Raw genomic sequence first — 14,944 nt, 5'->3', positions numbered from 1 at the left:
ACGGCCTCTGCATCAAAACATATGCACAACGCCCCCCTTTGTCAACCGTTGTCATTTTGGGCTACCAGCCCGCTCTATCAAAAGACGGACCCAACGCGCTTATAAAGCCGTCGAGAATAAATGCTGCAGATACTCATAATAAAATGTACTACGTCATATTATAAATACAAAAAATCTACCAACACGGACCTTCTAAGAAGGGCGCGGCTTCCGATTTTTTGCCGCGCCTAATTGTTGATTTTCTCCGTTTTTAATGCAACCGATTAGATGATCGGCACAGGGTCAGGGAACGCCCACGCCTCCTCATCCCCCACCGCATCCACGAACCCCACGTCGAACTCCTGCAGCGCCGCCCGCTCTACGTCCTCCGGCGCCTCGACACCCGCCAACGGGTCCTCTGCCTCCGTCGCCCAGCCGCCCCACAGCTCAGGCGGCGGCGCCACGGTAACGATGGGCGGCTCGCCGATCAGCCCCGGCCCGGCCGGCAGCGGCGCGGCAACGGACTGCGCTACGGGCGCCACGTCCGCCACAGGCTCCACCACGGGCGCCACGCCGGCCTTCGGCGCGGCCGTGGTCGGCATGTCCACCACGGTGACGGCCACCTCCAGCAGATCGGCCAGCGCGGCGGCGGGGTCGGGGTGACGACGCAGGTCCACCAGCGCCCTGGTAGGCGGGCCGCCACGCTGACCCACCGGCCGGTAGCTGACTCCGACCACCCCTTCACTGGACAGGTTTTCCAAATGAAATTCTATTATTTGAGAATCCTGTCCAGTGAAGCGCTCCCAGACCGGACCGACCTTCTCGGCGATCTCCCACTTCGCGGACCGTTCGGACTCCCACAGATTCGGCCAGATGCGGTGCATCTCCGCCGGCTTGAGCGGCAGCACCCCCCGCATCGCCAGTGCCCGCTCCCACCGCGCCCCGCCCGCGACCAGTTCGGCGTGACGGACGCATTTGTCGTAGGTCACGTCGAGGACGAGGTTGTTCATCAGCACCACCATCCGCGCGCCGTTGGTCGGTGCTACCCGGTCCATCGCCTGGACGATCTCAGCCTCCCGCACCTGCTCCAGCATGTCTTGGACGCGGTAGTCGGGGTGAACCTCGACGGTGACCGCCACCACGCTGCCGTCGCTCATGCGGCGGCCACGCACCTCCTTCATGTAGGCGTCGGCGTGGATCAGCGGCATGGGGTCATCCGCCAGAAACGGCCGGGCCATGTCCTCGGCATCGGTGGTGGACGGCTGGTCGCGGCCGACCACCAGGGCCGACACCGCGTCGTCGGCCCCCATGCCGCGCACAGCGCCAAACCAATCAGAGGACTGCATCGGCAGCCCATACTTGTCCGTCAGGTGTTCGATCACGTCCTTGTTGCCCGAGACGATGGTTTCGCCCGGCAGCGCTTCGCGAACGGCCATGATCTCGCGGCACAGCCGATCTGCTTCGTCCGGCCGCAGTTCACGGCCGGCGGCGTCGGTGCCGATGATGCTCTGGCGGGCGTAGTTCTTCCCGGTGGTCCCGACCACTGCCCCTAGGCGCTCGACGGGCACATGAACGTGCTCGATGTCCTCACCGAAGATCTTTCGGACGATCCGGGGGTTCCCCGTGCTGTCCAGGTGCAGAATCGGCACCTGTTGCGGCAGGCTCAGTTCACGCCCGACGAACCCCAGGATGCGCGGCAGGCGCTTCACCTCCCCGTCCACTTTGACCGGGTACTCAGAGTCGAATCGGACCGCGTTGAACGTGGCGCGCGGCTGGTCGAACTCGTTGGCGACGAGACGCAACAGGCGGGCGATCTTCAAGGCGTGACGCCGCTCCACCGCATCGAGACGTTCGACGATCACGGGGTCGCCACCACCGTCATCAACAGCCTTGCCCGCCTCGCCCGTGGCGGTCCGTTCGAGGATGCTGGCGGCGATTTCGATATCGCCGCGCTTCACCATGGTGCGCAGTCGCTCCAGCGCATTCGGCCCGGTCAACGCCTTGCGCGTACCGTCCAGCACGCGCCTGAATGGGAATCCCTCGTCCAACCTGCCGCCAAGCCACGTCATGGTCTCCAGCGCAGCCGGGTCGACGATCAGCCGCGTGTAGGCGACTTGGATCATTGATTCGTCGGCGACCACCAGATGCGGCATAGGGGCCGGGCACCCCGGCAGGAATCCGTAGTTGTGATTGGCGATGAACACGCCCCGCCCACCCATGGCCGCGATCTCGCGGTCCTGCCGCAAGTAGCCACAGCTATCCCGATACTGGCAGTCGGGGCAGACCTTCTCCCTTACGGACAGTCCGGACTCGGCAGCCTTGTAGGCAACATCCGGCCGCCGGCACATGGTTACCTTGCGATTCCTCGGGTCCTGGGCGGTGCGCCCACGCACTATGTAGGCAGGCAGGCTGTCGGGGCCTGCGATCTTGCGGTAAGAGGCGGCGCGCGCTTCGGCGGCCCGCAGCGACGGCGCCAGCCACCAAACGGACAGCGGTAAACGGATGGCCGCAACCTCCTCGGCAGCGGCTTTGCAGGCGTTCCCGCCCGTCAGAAACAGCCGGCGGCCCGGCTGGTGCAGGTCGGCAACGCCGAACTCGGCGCACACCTCCGCGGTGATTCGCTTGGTCGCCGCGCCCTTTTCCCAGGGCTCCATCTCGTCCTTGATGCCGGCGATGCGGCGGCGCTCAAACTCCGCACGGGCCGCCGCCGGGCCGGTAGTGGCCTCAAAGAACTCGGCGACGGTCCGCCGCAGGCGCGCCAGCGCGGCCTCGCGTGGCTCGGTGGGCGCCGGGAAGTAGGCAGGCACCGGCCCGTGGTGCGGCTCGTCCGCATCGTCGGGGGGCTCTGGTGACGGCTGGGGGTCAGGTGCGCGCACGCCGTTGTCGTTCAGCGCCTCCCCGGCCGGCTGGGCGGCGGCAAGCGCCCCCTCCAGCCACGTCCGCACGGCCTCGTTGCCCGCGGCGCGCAGCACGTCGTTCACGTCCTTCACCGGCTTACCGTCCAGCAACAGGTGGTCGGGCGGGTCAAGGGCAATGGCCGTGATCTGCTTCGCCCGGCAGGCACGCTCAATGGGTTCGTATTCGGCGTTGTCGGTGTTGTCGCGGTCGCGGACATAGATCAGCACGTCGCCGGGCTGAAGGTGGTCGGCGACGTGGCGGAAGCGATTTTTGCCGCCCGAGCCGAAGCAGCGCCAGCCAGTCGCCTGATAGCAGGCCAGGGCGTCCTCTGGTCCATCGCACAGAACGGACGGGCCGTCTTCGACGGTGGCCTCGATGACGAACAGGGAGTTGAGGAGTTCGCCGCGTGTGAAGGGGCGTTTGCGAGGGTCGGCGAATCCGCCGTCCTCCGTCAACGGAAGGCGCTGGCCCGCCTGGATGGCGCCACCCGGCAACCGATACGGATAAAACAGTGATTTCCAATAGGGTTGGTAGCGGACAGCAGACGTGTCCGGCCGCAAGGCCCGGCGCACCAGATAGCGGACATCACGACGGTCGGCAGCGGCGTCCACAGCGACGCTCATCGCCCACATGGCCGGCGCGTCGTCGAGGTGCGGCACCGTGACCGGCGGGCCGGCCGGTTTGGTCGGTGCGGGCTGTTTGAACGGTGCGGGTGCCGGCCGTGGCGCACTGGTCGCCCGGCGCTGGCCCCGCCGCTCACCGCGCTCGGCTTCCAGATCGCGCGGCTTGGCGGCGCCACGCGCGAGGGCTCTGGTGATGGTGGCATGCGCCTCTCGGGCCGGCATCGCGGCGAACTGCGCAGCGGCCTCCAGGGCCGAGCGGGCTTCGCTCTCGCTGATGTAGCCGCCGCCGACCAGCCGGCCGACCGCGTAGGCGCAGGAACTCAGGGTGTTGTTTCTGCTGCCGCTGGCAGCGTTGCGCACCTTGTCAACAGCGTCCTCGAAGTAGCGGCGGGCGGCTTCCTCGGCTCGCTGGGCGGGGAGCGGCCCGTCGTCGGCAAGATAGGGGTGAGGTCCAGGCAGTGCGACCATCGGGGCAAGCTCTCGCTGCGAGGACTTGCACCCAATGCCGTTCCGGCATAGATTCGGGGCACCAGCAAGCCCTCATGTTGTTATCCGGATTCCGCCGCGCGCCAACGCGGCGGTTTCCTTTTGCGCGCCCAGCATGACTAATCAGCGGCGAGTCCGCAACCTTATGACGTTTTGGACTTAGACCGATTAACTTCAACGTGTTCTTGAAGTAATTCATTGGGGAACTGGAGCTTGGCGACCGCTTCGGCCAGCACCTTCAACGGCGGACGGCCACCGTACCTTCGGCCAACGCCGCCCCCGGCATGACCGGTCAGCGCATCATGAACTTCTTCGGCGATTCCGGCCTCGCGGCACCGATCCTTAAAGCTGTGCCTTAACGAGTGGAAGCAGAGCCCCTGCCCTGTCAGCCCGACCCGTTTGCGCCAGTAGTTGAAACGCTTGGAAATCAGGTCGGTGATATCGCCGTTGGTTCCCGGCCTGATGTCCGGAAACAGCCGCCCCTTTTTGCCTTCCACGAACGCCAGGAAGGCGTTACGGATGTCGGGGTGCAGCGGAACACGACGAATGGACGAGCCAGTCTTGATCGACTTGCCGCCGGCCGCGTTGATGTCGATGAAGGTCACGCCGTCCTCGACGCGCGCGTCGGCCGCCTCCAACTGGACGAGTTCACCAAGGCGGCAGCCGGTGTAGATGCCCAGCAGCGTCACCCAACGGAACGATTCGTCCTGGTCCGCAAGCCTGTCGGTGATGATCTTCAACTCGGCAACCGTGAAGGCCCGCCGCTCCTGCCCAGGCTTCGCGCCGTCGTCTTTGATCCGAACGCCCTCGGCTGGGCTTTCCGGGATTAGGCCGGTATCGACGGCGGTAGACAGCAGCGTCTTGATGAAGCTTAACCGCTTACGCGCCGACGCGATGGAAGCCCGCGGCACGTCCTTGTCTTGGTATTTGTCCAGTATTGTCTGGAGCGGTAGAGCCGCCTCCCCGTTGCTCAGGCGGGTCGGAAATGACAGCATCGCGTCGCGGAACGCACGGACCATCGGCTTGGTGATTCGATCCACAGCCACCGAACCGTGCATTTCGCGCCAGCGACGAACACTGAATTCACATTCCTGAATCGAACTGACGGTCGGGCGCGCTTCGCGCTTCCAGCGCTCGAACAGTGTGTCCATGGTCGCGAAGGCCGAGGGCCTATTCACAGCCACATCGCCGGCAACCACTGATGCGGCGCGCTCGACCGCGTCCAGGCGCGCGGCGATCCGCTGGCGCTCCCCTTCGAGCGCAACATCAGGATCAAGGTCCAGGCCGGCGGCGGCCAGCTTCTCAACCATCTTTCCGTGGGCGTAGGCGTACCGACGTTCCGCGAACCCTCGCTCAAGCTCGCGGAAGGTCCGCGCTGATTCGGCAGGAGGCGCGGGCACTGCTCCTTCGTGGTCCGGCTCGCTATCGAGTGAAATATGATACCCCAACGACCGTAGCTCCTCGACAGCGGCAAGTTGGAGCGGGGTCAGCTTCTCCGGGTTCCTCGGCCCCCTGATGGCGTCGATCCGGCTACGCCACTTGTCGAGGTGCTCGCGCACCTTGACCTCAGCCTCACGGGCATTGCCGGTGCCCAGGCTACGGCGGATGACCTTTTGCCCCCTGTACTCCTCAGGGAAGCGGCGGGCCAACTCCTCACGGCAATCGGCCGGGATGGCCAGTTGGAAAACCCACAGACCATCGACCTTCGTACGGTGCGTCGAGCCAGCCATCTCCTCACCCGCGATCTAACAGGAATCTAGCAGGCCGAATAGCAGTGAAGCCCTTGCGCTGCAAGGGCTTCAGAGTTTCCAACGTGTTGGATGTAAGTTGGTGGGCCCGGCCGGATTCGAACCGACGACAACACCGTTATGAGCGGCGCGTTCTAACCGCTGAACTACAGGCCCATATCCCAAGGGAAGGCGAATTTGCGACAGGAGGCCCCCGCTTTGCAACTCCGTTCCGCAACCGCGGCGATTTGGATCAGCACAACCACGGTAGCGGACACAAAAAAACGGGGACCCGTCAAGGTCCCCGCTTCTTCGTTTCAGCACTCTGCCCGGATCAGGTGTCCAGGAAGCTGCGCAGCTTGCGCGACCGCGACGGGTGCTTCAGCTTGCGCAGGGCCTTCGCCTCGATCTGGCGGATGCGCTCGCGGGTCACGTTGAACTGCTGTCCCACCTCTTCCAGGGTATGGTCGGTGTTCATGCCGATGCCGAAGCGCATGCGCAGGACACGCTCCTCACGCGGCGTCAGCGAGGCCAGCACGCGGGTCGTCGTCTCGCGCAGGTTCGCCTGGATGGCGGCGTCGAGCGGCAGGACCGCGTTCTTGTCCTCGATGAAGTCGCCGAGATGCGAATCCTCCTCATCGCCGATCGGCGTCTCGAGGGAGATCGGCTCCTTCGCGATCTTCAGGACCTTGCGCACCTTCTCCAGCGGCATCATCAGACGCTCGGCCAGCTCCTCCGGGGTCGGCTCGCGGCCGATCTCGTGCAGCATCTGGCGGCTGGTACGGACCAGCTTGTTGATCGTCTCGATCATGTGGACCGGGATGCGGATCGTCCGCGCCTGGTCCGCGATGGAACGGGTGATGGCCTGGCGAATCCACCACGTCGCGTAGGTCGAGAACTTGTAGCCGCGCCGGTACTCGAACTTGTCCACCGCCTTCATCAGGCCGATGTTGCCCTCCTGGATCAGGTCCAGGAACTGCAGGCCGCGGTTCGTGTACTTCTTGGCGATCGAGATGACGAGACGCAGGTTGGCCTCGACCATCTCCTTCTTCGCCCGGCTCGCTTCCTTCTCGCCCTTCTGGACGGTGGAGACGATGCGGCGGAACTCGCTGATCGGCAACCGCGCCTCTTCCGCCACGCCGGCGATCGCCTCACGGGTCTTGCGGATGTCGGCGTCGTACTTCTCGGCGAACTTGCCCCAGGTCTTCGGGTTCAGGCCGCGGATGCGCTCCTGCCAGTTCGGATCCAGCTCGTGGCCGAAATACTGGTTCAGGAAGTCCTCGCGCTTCACCCGGCAGTCGGTCGCCATGCGCAGCAGACGACCTTCGAAGCCGGTGAGCCTGCGGTTCAGGGCATAGAGCTGCTCGACAAGTTGCTCAATGCGCTGGTTGTTCAGGCGGACGGTGTTCATCAGCTCGACCATCTCGGTCTTGAGCTTGTCGTACTTCTTGTCCGTCTGCTTGGTGACGTCCTCGCCGCGCTGCATCGCCGCGATGCGCGACTCGTGCAGCTTGTGCAACTTGTCGTAGGTCGCCTTGATCGCCTCGAAGGTCTCGATGACCTGCGGCTTCAGCGCGGCTTCCATGGCCGACAGCGACAGGCTGTTCTCGCCCTCCTCGCCCTCTTCGCCTTCCTCGCCCTCGCCTTCGGGGCGCGGCGGCGGAGCCTCGGCCTCGGCCTCCTCGCCGGTGCCGGCAGCAGCCTCGACCGCTTCGGCCAGTTCCTCGGGCATACCCTCACCGTCCGGGCCGCCGCCATAGGTGGCGTCCAGGTCGATGATGTCGCGCAGCAGCATCTTGCCTTCCATGAGGGCGTCGTGCCACTCGAGGATGGCGCGGATGGTCAGCGGCGATTCGCAGATCGCGCCGATCATCATCTCGCGCCCGGCTTCGATGCGCTTGGCGATGGCGATCTCGCCCTCGCGGGACAGCAGCTCGACCGAACCCATCTCGCGCAGATACATGCGGACGGGGTCGTCGGTCCGGCCGATGTCGTCATCGTCCAGATTGCCGGCCGAGCGGCCTTCGCCGTCGGCCGAGGCCTCAGCGCCACTGTCCGAATCCGTCTCCTCGGACTCGACGATGTTGATGCCCATCTCGGAGAGCATCGCCATCGTGTCTTCGATCTGCTCGGAGGACGAGGAGTCCTGCGGCAGGGCAGCGTTCAGCTCGTCATAGGTGACGTAGCCCCGCTCCTTGCCGCGCGCGATCATCTTCTTGACGGCAAGCCCCATGCCATCCATCAGAGGACCGTCGCCCGTCTCATCCCGGACTTCGGAAACTTCAACGCTGTTCGCAGCTTTCGTGGCCATGCGATCGGTGCCCCCGCATTACCCCATTAGAAAAAAGACAAGGTGCGCCCGGCCGCGGTTTCGCGCCGCCCGCCCCTCGTGACCCCGGCTGTGGTACCATCCCCGAACCTGACGTCCGGCCCTGGTCTCCAACATCGTGTCCCAGCCGCCTTAACAGCTAGGTATCGTCAAAGTCACTGTCATCCGTCATACCCATTCCGGATTTTATGACCTCCTGTTGAAGAGCCACGACCCGCGCGAAGTTCGCTTCGCTGTTGTCCCGGGCCAGGGCCGCCTCCGCTTCCCGAAGATCCGCCATCACCTGACGGTGATGCAGATGCTGCCACGCAGGCCACCATCCCTTCCGCGCCTCCTCTCGGGACGCGTCCGGGCGGGCGAACCCCGCGTGGACATAAGTCGCCTCGGACAACAGAGTACCAACCACCGCCTCATGGCCGGCGGATGACAAGTGGCGACAAAGGGCTGCGGCGTCAAGTCCCGAGTCGCGGTTCTGATCGCCGGAAAGCCATTCAATGACCGCGCAACGCAGCTTTTCCAGCTCCGGATCGCCGAACGGCACCAGTCCCAGCGGCTCGCCCAGCTCGTCGAACAGGTCCGGATGGTTGATCAGCACGGCGAGAAGCACACGCTCCCGCGCGCTGGCGAGCTGGGCCGGGCGGCGGCGGCGGTAGCCGGGCGGGGCCGCCGTGCGCAGCCCGGGCATGCCTGCGACATGGCGGCGCGGCGGCTGGCCGGGGCGCTGCCCAGGCTGCCAGGGACCAGGAGCCCATCCGCCCGCCCCGTAGCCGGAGCGCTGGCGCGGCGGCGGGGCAAAGGCCTCGTCCACCCGGCGGCGCATCTCGGTGCGGTAGAAGGACTGCACGTCGCGATCACCGATGGTGGAGACCCGCGCCTCGAGCGCCGCCTTGACCGCCGCCTTCGCTTCCGGGGTATCGCTCGGCCGCCCCTCCGTCTCCATCCGCCAGACGGCATCGGAGAGGGGGATGGCCTCCTCCAGAACATTCTGCATCGCCCGGGCGCCGTGGACCTTGATCAGGCTGTCGGGGTCCTCTCCCTCCGGCAGGAAGGCGACGCGGGCGGATTGGCCGGGGGCGAGGTGCGGCAGGATGCGCTCCACCGCGCGCCACGCCGCGCGCCGGCCGGCATTGTCGCCGTCGAAGCAGAGAAAGGGCACCTTCTCGTCCGCCGGAATCAGCTTCCACAGCTCCTGCACCTGGGTTTCGGTCAGGGCGGTGCCGAGCGGTGCCACCGCCCCGTCGAAGCCGGCGCGGACCAGCGCGATGACGTCCATATAGCCTTCGGCGACGATCACCGGCTTGCCGTCCGCCGCCGCCTGCCGGGCGCGCGACAGGCCGTAGAGCAGGGTCCCCTTGTGGAAGAGCGGCGTGTCGGAGGTGTTGACGTATTTCGGCCCGTCCCCCTCCAGGATCCGCCCGCCGAAGGCCACGACCTGACCGCGCCGGTCGGTCACAGGGAAGATCACGCGGTTGCGGAAGAAGCTGTAGGGGGCACGGCCGTCCTCCGGCTGCTTCAGCAGGCCGGCGGTGATCATGTCCTCGTCGGAGAAGCCCTGCTTCAGCAGGACCTGCCGCAACGCGCCCGAGTCGCCGGGGGCGAAGCCCAGGCGGAAGCGGGCGATGATGTCGGGGTCGAGCCCGCGCCGCTTCAGGTAGTCGAGCCCGGCGCGTCCGGCGGGAGCGTAGAGCTGATGCTCGAACCAGCGGGCCGCCTGCTCCACGAGGTCATGCAGCGTCTTGCGCCGCTCATAGCGGTGCCGGTCCTCCTCGGTCGGCCGGGGGACCTGCAGGCCCGCCTCCCCGGCCAGCAGCTCCACCGCTTCGGGAAAGGCCAGATTGTCGTGGCGCATCACGAAGCCGATGATGTCGCCGTGGGCGCCGCAGCCGAAACAGTGGAAGAATCCCTTCTGGTCGTTGACGTAGAAGGAGGGCGTCTTCTCGTTGTGGAAGGGGCACGGGGCCTTGTACTCGCGGCCGGCCCGGATCAGGCGCATCCGCTTGGACACGACGTCCGACAGCGCCAGACGGCTGCGCAACTCCTCCAGGAACTGGGGCGGGAAGGCCATGGGCAGACGTCACCGACGTGGGAGGATCAGGGGAACCCTACAGCAGAACGCGCCGGACCGCAGCAACGGTCCGGCTCGCGATGGGTCTAGACCCTTTCGGGGATGCGGCCGGCAGCGACCGCCATACCGCCTCAGCCGCCGGAGAGCTGCGCTTTGACCAGCGGCCCGGCCTTGGAGAAGTCCATCTGTCCGGCGTAGCGGGCCTTCAGCTCCGCCATCACCTTGCCCATGTCCTTGATGCTGGTCGCCCCGATCTCGCCGACCACGGCGGAGATGGCGGCCTTCGCCTCCTCCTCGCTCATCTGCTTGGGCAGGAAACGCTCGATCACCGTGATCTCTTCGCGCTCCTGCTGGGCCAGTTCGGGGCGGCCCCCCTGTTCATAGAGCGCCGCCGACTCGTTGCGCTGCTTCACCAGGCCCTGCAGCATCGACAGGATGGATGCGTCGTCGATGCCGTCGGCCACGCCCTGCGGGCGGGCCGCGATGTCCTTGTCCTTCAGCGCCGCCAGGATCATCCGGATGGTGGACACAGCGCGCTGGTCCTTGGCGCGCATCGCCTCCTTCAGGGCGTCGTTGAATTGCTGGCGCAGCATCGTCTCAGTCCTTCGTGTGGTCCGGCCGTCCTGTAACTCCGGCCGTGTTTCCGGAAACGGAAAAGCGGAATATTCCGGAAATGGCCTCGGATTTCCACGGCAAATGCACATGCACGGGCGCGGCCCAGCCCATCGCCGGAAACGGGGCGGTCCGGTGAAGCAATTTCTGGAAATCCTCCATCCAATCGTCATATAGAAACACCGGTCCACCCGAACCGCCCACTCGATCCGCCCGCCGCCCGTTCCACGGACGGGGTTCCGGAGCCGAGCGGTTCTGCGTGCGCGCCCGGCGGGACGCATGGCCGTCGCCGTTCCGCCGCCCCGTCATGACTTGGTCATGATCCGTCGCCGGCCGCGGTTATCGGGAAGGTTCCCCACCCATGTCTCAATCGACTCCCCTCGCTGATGATGCCGTCCACACCGGTGTGCTGGTCCTTGCCGATGGCACGGTGTTCCGCGGCCGAGGGATCGGAGCGATCGGCGATTCGGTGGGCGAGGTGTGCTTCAACACCTCCATGACCGGCTACCAGGAGATCCTGACCGACCCGAGCTACGCCGGCCAGATCATCACCTTCACCTTCCCCCACATCGGCAATACCGGCACCAACATTGAGGACATCGAGACGGTGACCCGGCGGCGCGCGGCCTCATCCTGCGCGCCGACATCACCGACCCGTCCAACTGGCGCTCCTCCCCGCCACCTCGACGAGTGGCTGAAGAGCTACGGCCTGATCGGACTGGCCGGCGTCGATACCGGCGGCTGACCCGCCGCATCCGCGACCTGGGCGCGCCCAACGGCGTCGTCGCCCATGCGCCGGACGGCAAGTTCGACATCGACGCGCTGGTCGCCAAGGCCAAGGGCTGGCCGGGGCTGGAAGGCATGGACCTCGCCAAGGAGGTTTCCTGCCGCCAGACCTACAGCTGGTCGGAGAGCGCCTGGGAGCTGGGCAAGGGCTACGGCACGCAGGAGAGCCCGCAGTTCCACGTCGTGGCGATGGATTTCGGCGCCAAGCGCAACATCCTGCGCTGCCTCGCCGCGGCGGGCTGCAAGGTGACCGTGGTTCCCGGCACCGCGACGGTCGAGGACGTGATGCGGCACAAGCCGGACGGCGTCTTCCTGTCGAACGGCCCCGGCGACCCCGCCGCCACCGGCGAGTACGCCGTCCCGACGATCAAGGGGCTGCTCGACACCGGCGTGCCGATGTTCGGCATCTGCCTGGGGCACCAGATGCTGTCGCTGGCGCTCGGCGCCAAGACCACCAAGATGCCCCTGGGGCACCGCGGCGCGAACCACCCGGTGAAGGACCTCGCCACCGGCAAGGTGGAGATCACCAGCCAGAACCACGGCTTCGTCGTGGTGCCGGAGACGCTGCCGGCCGACGCCGAGGTGACCCACGTCAGCCTGTTCGACGGCACCAACGAGGGCATCCGCCTGAAGGGCAAGCCGGTCTTCTCGGTCCAGTACCATCCGGAAGCCTCGCCCGGTCCGCAGGACAGCCACTATCTGTTCGACCGTTTCGTCGAGCTGATGAAGGGCAAGGCCGCCTGAGCCTCATCCTCCAGCGGCTTGAGGACGGAACGGGGGAGCCGACTCGCGCGGCTCCCCCGTTTCCATGTCGGCGACCAGGGCTGGGGATCGGCAGGGCCGTCCCCCATATCGACCACCGTCCCTGACGAACGCGCCCCGCCAGCAGTCCGCCGTCCATGCCCGCTTCCGATCCGTCCCCGCCCTGCCCGCTCTGCGGCCGCCCGCTCGTCCCGGGCGCCAGCGTCAATGAACACCACCTCGTCCCCCGGACCTATGGCGGGCGCGAGACGGTGACGATGCACCGGATCTGCCATGGCAAAATCCATGCGGTGCTGAGCGAGCAGCAGCTTCGCGACCACTACAGCACCGTGGAGGCCTTGCGCGGCCATCCGGAGATCGCCGCCTTCATCCGATGGGTGAAGCGGAAGCCGCCGGAGTTCACCGACGGCCATGCCCGCATCCGCGAGCGGAGGCGATAGGCCGTCACACCCCTTGCTCTCTTGCGGATACTGCCTCCTGCGAACGGTTGTGGCAAAGGTAGGCCATCCACCCGCGTTCGTTGACTTGCCCTACAACAGGCTGTGACTCTGCCGGACGGAACCCCCACGATCTGGCGGAGGCGCTCATGCGATGCGGGTTGGCGGTGAGCGTCGCGGCGCTGGCGGCCGTCGGGCTCGGCGGATGCGCCGGGGTGCCGGTCGGGGTATCGGTGGCATCCTTCTACGTCGATGCGGTGCTCTATCTGCGGACGGAGAAGACCAGCACCGACCATCTCCTCTCGCTGGCGGCCGACCGTGACTGCGCCATGATGAACCTGCTGCGCGAGGGCGCCGTCTGCCGGGACGCCCCGCCGACGCCGCTGCTGGCCGAGCTGATGCGGGAGGTTCAGACCGTTCCGCCCGGTCAGCCCGCCGACGCCAGGATCCAGGTTGCCGACGCATCGGCCGGGACGCTGAGCGATGCGGTCGCCGCCCCCGGCCCGGTCCCACTGCCTGCGGTGAAGCCCACGGCAACACCGCCGGACACCCTGGAACAACAGTCCGCGCTCCCCGTGCCGCCGCCTTTGCCCGAACGGCGGGGGATCACGGCCGCATCCGCCCCGGCGGACGACAAGCGTTTCCTCGTCGTGGTCGGCAGCTTCATCCGGCGGGAACAGGCGGAGGTCCAGCGGGACAGGCTTCTGCAAAGCCGCTTTCACCCGGTGGAGGCCCGCATCGTCCAGGCGGCGGTGCGCGGCCGGACCTTCCATCGCGTGGTGCTGCAGCCGGCTGCGAAGGCCGAGGCGCTGAAACAGGTGGCGGTCGCCCGTGCCGCCGGGTTGAAGGGGATCTGGCTCCTGCCCTGGAGCGGCGGCGGCGACAGCGATCTGGCGGTGGCGGCGCTGCCGGAGGAGCACCCCGGCCGGATGTGACCGCCGCCTATTCGGCGGGGGCGGGCGCCACCACCGGCGCCGGCTTGCGGTCGTCCGGCAGCAGAAGAGCCGCCAGGAAGGCCACGGCGGCCAGCAGGGCCAGGATCAGGTAGAGCACGGTGAAGTCGCCGGTCCGCTCATAGACCATGGCGACGAGTTGGACGGCCAGCGGTCCGGCACCGAAGGACAGGATGTACTTGGCACCATAGGCGAGCCCGCGATGCTTGCCCGGGGTGTAGCGGGCGAGAAGCAGGTTCTCCGCCGGGATCTGCGTCTGGGATGCGATGACCACCAGCGCCGCGGCGGCGACCAGCGGCAGGTCGGCCAGCACGGCGACCGCCGCCATCATCGGCGTCTGGATGAACAGGCAGAGGGTGTAGAGCCGCTTCAGCGAGTAGCGCTCCGCCAGCGATCCGCCGATGAACTGCGGCAGCGCCGCCACCAGATAGACCAGCGTCACCAGCCCGCCGACGCCGAGCGTGCTGCCGCCCAGCAGTTGGCCGAGGCGGGCGTCGAACAGCTTGGGCAGCACCACCTGCATGGCGTTGAACATGATGCCCGCGCAGACCATCGTCACCGACAGAACGATGAAGGCCCGCACCACGTCGCCGCGCGACGGCGCCGGCTGCGGCTTGGCATCGCCGTGCCGCTCCCGCACGATCCCGGCGGAGATGAGGACGGCCAGCACGAATCCCAGCACGAGGCAGATCGCCCCGGGCAGGATGAAGGCGGCCCGCCAGCTCCACAGCTCGATCAGGGTGCCGGCCACCACCGCGGCCGTCGCCACGCCGAAGGTGCCGAACAGGCCGAGCCATGCCATCGCCTTGCCGCGGTTCGCCGCGTTCGAGACGATCCAGGCCATGCCGACCGGGTGGTAGATCGACGCCCCCAGCCCCAGCACCGCCAGCGCGATCATCAGGGCCGACGGGCCGTCGGCAAGGCCGGCGGCGACCGACCCGGCCCCCGTCATCAGGAAGAAGACCGCCATCATCCGGGCGGAGCCCCAGCGGTCGCCCAGCCAGCCGGCGAGCGGCGCGCCGAGACCGATCAGCAGCGCCCCGAGGGTCCACAGCCGGATCAGGTCGTCGTAGGAGATCCGCCACTCCCTCTCGAGCGCCAGCACCACCGTCAGGTAGAGAGCGGAGACGATGTGCATCAGCGAGTGGCCGATCCACGAGAAGCCGACCGACAGCCGGGCTGATGTGTCGTTCATCGAACCTCTCCGACTCTGGATGATTGCCCCATGAAACTCTCACGCGAACCGGAACGGGTCCACTGCGCCACCGGCATGGCGGGCATGCGGCG

Annotated in this window: 10 protein-coding genes and 1 tRNA gene; 4 read left to right on the top strand and 7 right to left on the bottom strand. The window is 67.0% G+C overall.

Annotated elements, in window-relative coordinates:
• Positions 1-263: 263 nt before the first annotated feature.
• The 6 genes from DEW08_RS03385 to DEW08_RS03360 all read right to left on the bottom strand — a co-directional run bounded on the left by DEW08_RS03385 (position 264) and on the right by DEW08_RS03360 (position 10,700).
• The gene (locus DEW08_RS03385) at positions 264-3,968 is read right to left on the bottom strand and encodes a hypothetical protein (RefSeq protein ID WP_109324484.1); all 3,705 of its coding nucleotides are present in this window, start codon (positions 3,966-3,968) and stop codon (positions 264-266) included.
• Between the two features lie 161 nt (positions 3,969-4,129).
• Entirely contained in the window at positions 4,130-5,716 is a 1,587-nt protein-coding gene (locus DEW08_RS03380; protein WP_109324483.1) for a site-specific integrase, read from the bottom strand.
• A gap of 98 nt (positions 5,717-5,814) precedes the next feature.
• A tRNA-Ile gene (locus tag DEW08_RS03375) sits at positions 5,815-5,890 on the bottom strand.
• A 157-nt stretch (positions 5,891-6,047) separates the two neighbouring features.
• Complete coding sequence (gene rpoD, locus DEW08_RS03370; protein WP_109324482.1) at positions 6,048-8,024, bottom strand: RNA polymerase sigma factor RpoD; 1,977 nt, start codon at positions 8,022-8,024, stop codon at positions 6,048-6,050.
• Between the two features lie 157 nt (positions 8,025-8,181).
• Positions 8,182-10,107 (bottom strand): DNA primase, encoded by a 1,926-nt coding sequence (gene dnaG / locus DEW08_RS03365; protein ID WP_109324481.1) that lies wholly within the window; start codon positions 10,105-10,107, stop codon positions 8,182-8,184.
• 131 nt (positions 10,108-10,238) lie between these two features.
• A complete protein-coding gene (locus DEW08_RS03360; protein WP_109324480.1) occupies positions 10,239-10,700 on the bottom strand; it encodes a GatB/YqeY domain-containing protein in 462 nt (153 codons plus the stop codon).
• A gap of 380 nt (positions 10,701-11,080) precedes the next feature.
• Between DEW08_RS03360 and DEW08_RS31930 the strand changes: the two genes are divergently transcribed.
• The 4 genes from DEW08_RS31930 to DEW08_RS03345 all read left to right on the top strand — a co-directional run bounded on the left by DEW08_RS31930 (position 11,081) and on the right by DEW08_RS03345 (position 13,639).
• Positions 11,081-11,464 carry a carbamoyl-phosphate synthase domain-containing protein gene (locus DEW08_RS31930; protein WP_245985905.1) on the top strand — a complete coding sequence of 128 codons (384 nt, stop codon included), beginning with the start codon at positions 11,081-11,083 and terminating at the stop codon, positions 11,462-11,464.
• Entirely contained in the window at positions 11,410-12,249 is an 840-nt protein-coding gene (locus DEW08_RS03355) for a carbamoyl phosphate synthase small subunit (RefSeq protein WP_245985903.1), read from the top strand. Before DEW08_RS31930 ends, DEW08_RS03355 begins: the two co-directional genes overlap by 55 nt.
• Positions 12,250-12,404: 155 nt before the next feature.
• Complete coding sequence (locus DEW08_RS03350) at positions 12,405-12,707, top strand: restriction endonuclease (protein ID WP_109324479.1); 303 nt, start codon at positions 12,405-12,407, stop codon at positions 12,705-12,707.
• A 146-nt stretch (positions 12,708-12,853) separates the two neighbouring features.
• A complete protein-coding gene (locus tag DEW08_RS03345) occupies positions 12,854-13,639 on the top strand; it encodes an SPOR domain-containing protein (RefSeq protein WP_146214625.1) in 786 nt (261 codons plus the stop codon).
• A gap of 7 nt (positions 13,640-13,646) precedes the next feature.
• On the opposite strand, the gene DEW08_RS03340 is transcribed toward DEW08_RS03345, so the two are convergent.
• Positions 13,647-14,852: an MFS transporter gene (locus tag DEW08_RS03340; protein WP_109324477.1), complete on the bottom strand. Its 1,206-nt coding sequence runs from the start codon at positions 14,850-14,852 to the stop codon at positions 13,647-13,649.
• Positions 14,853-14,944: the final 92 nt, after the last annotated feature.

Source organism: Azospirillum thermophilum, from assembly GCF_003130795.1.
Lineage (GTDB): Bacteria > Pseudomonadota > Alphaproteobacteria > Azospirillales > Azospirillaceae > Azospirillum > Azospirillum thermophilum.
The sequence above is the reverse complement of the archived record's forward strand: the minus strand, read 5'-3'. Positions and strand labels throughout refer to the sequence as shown.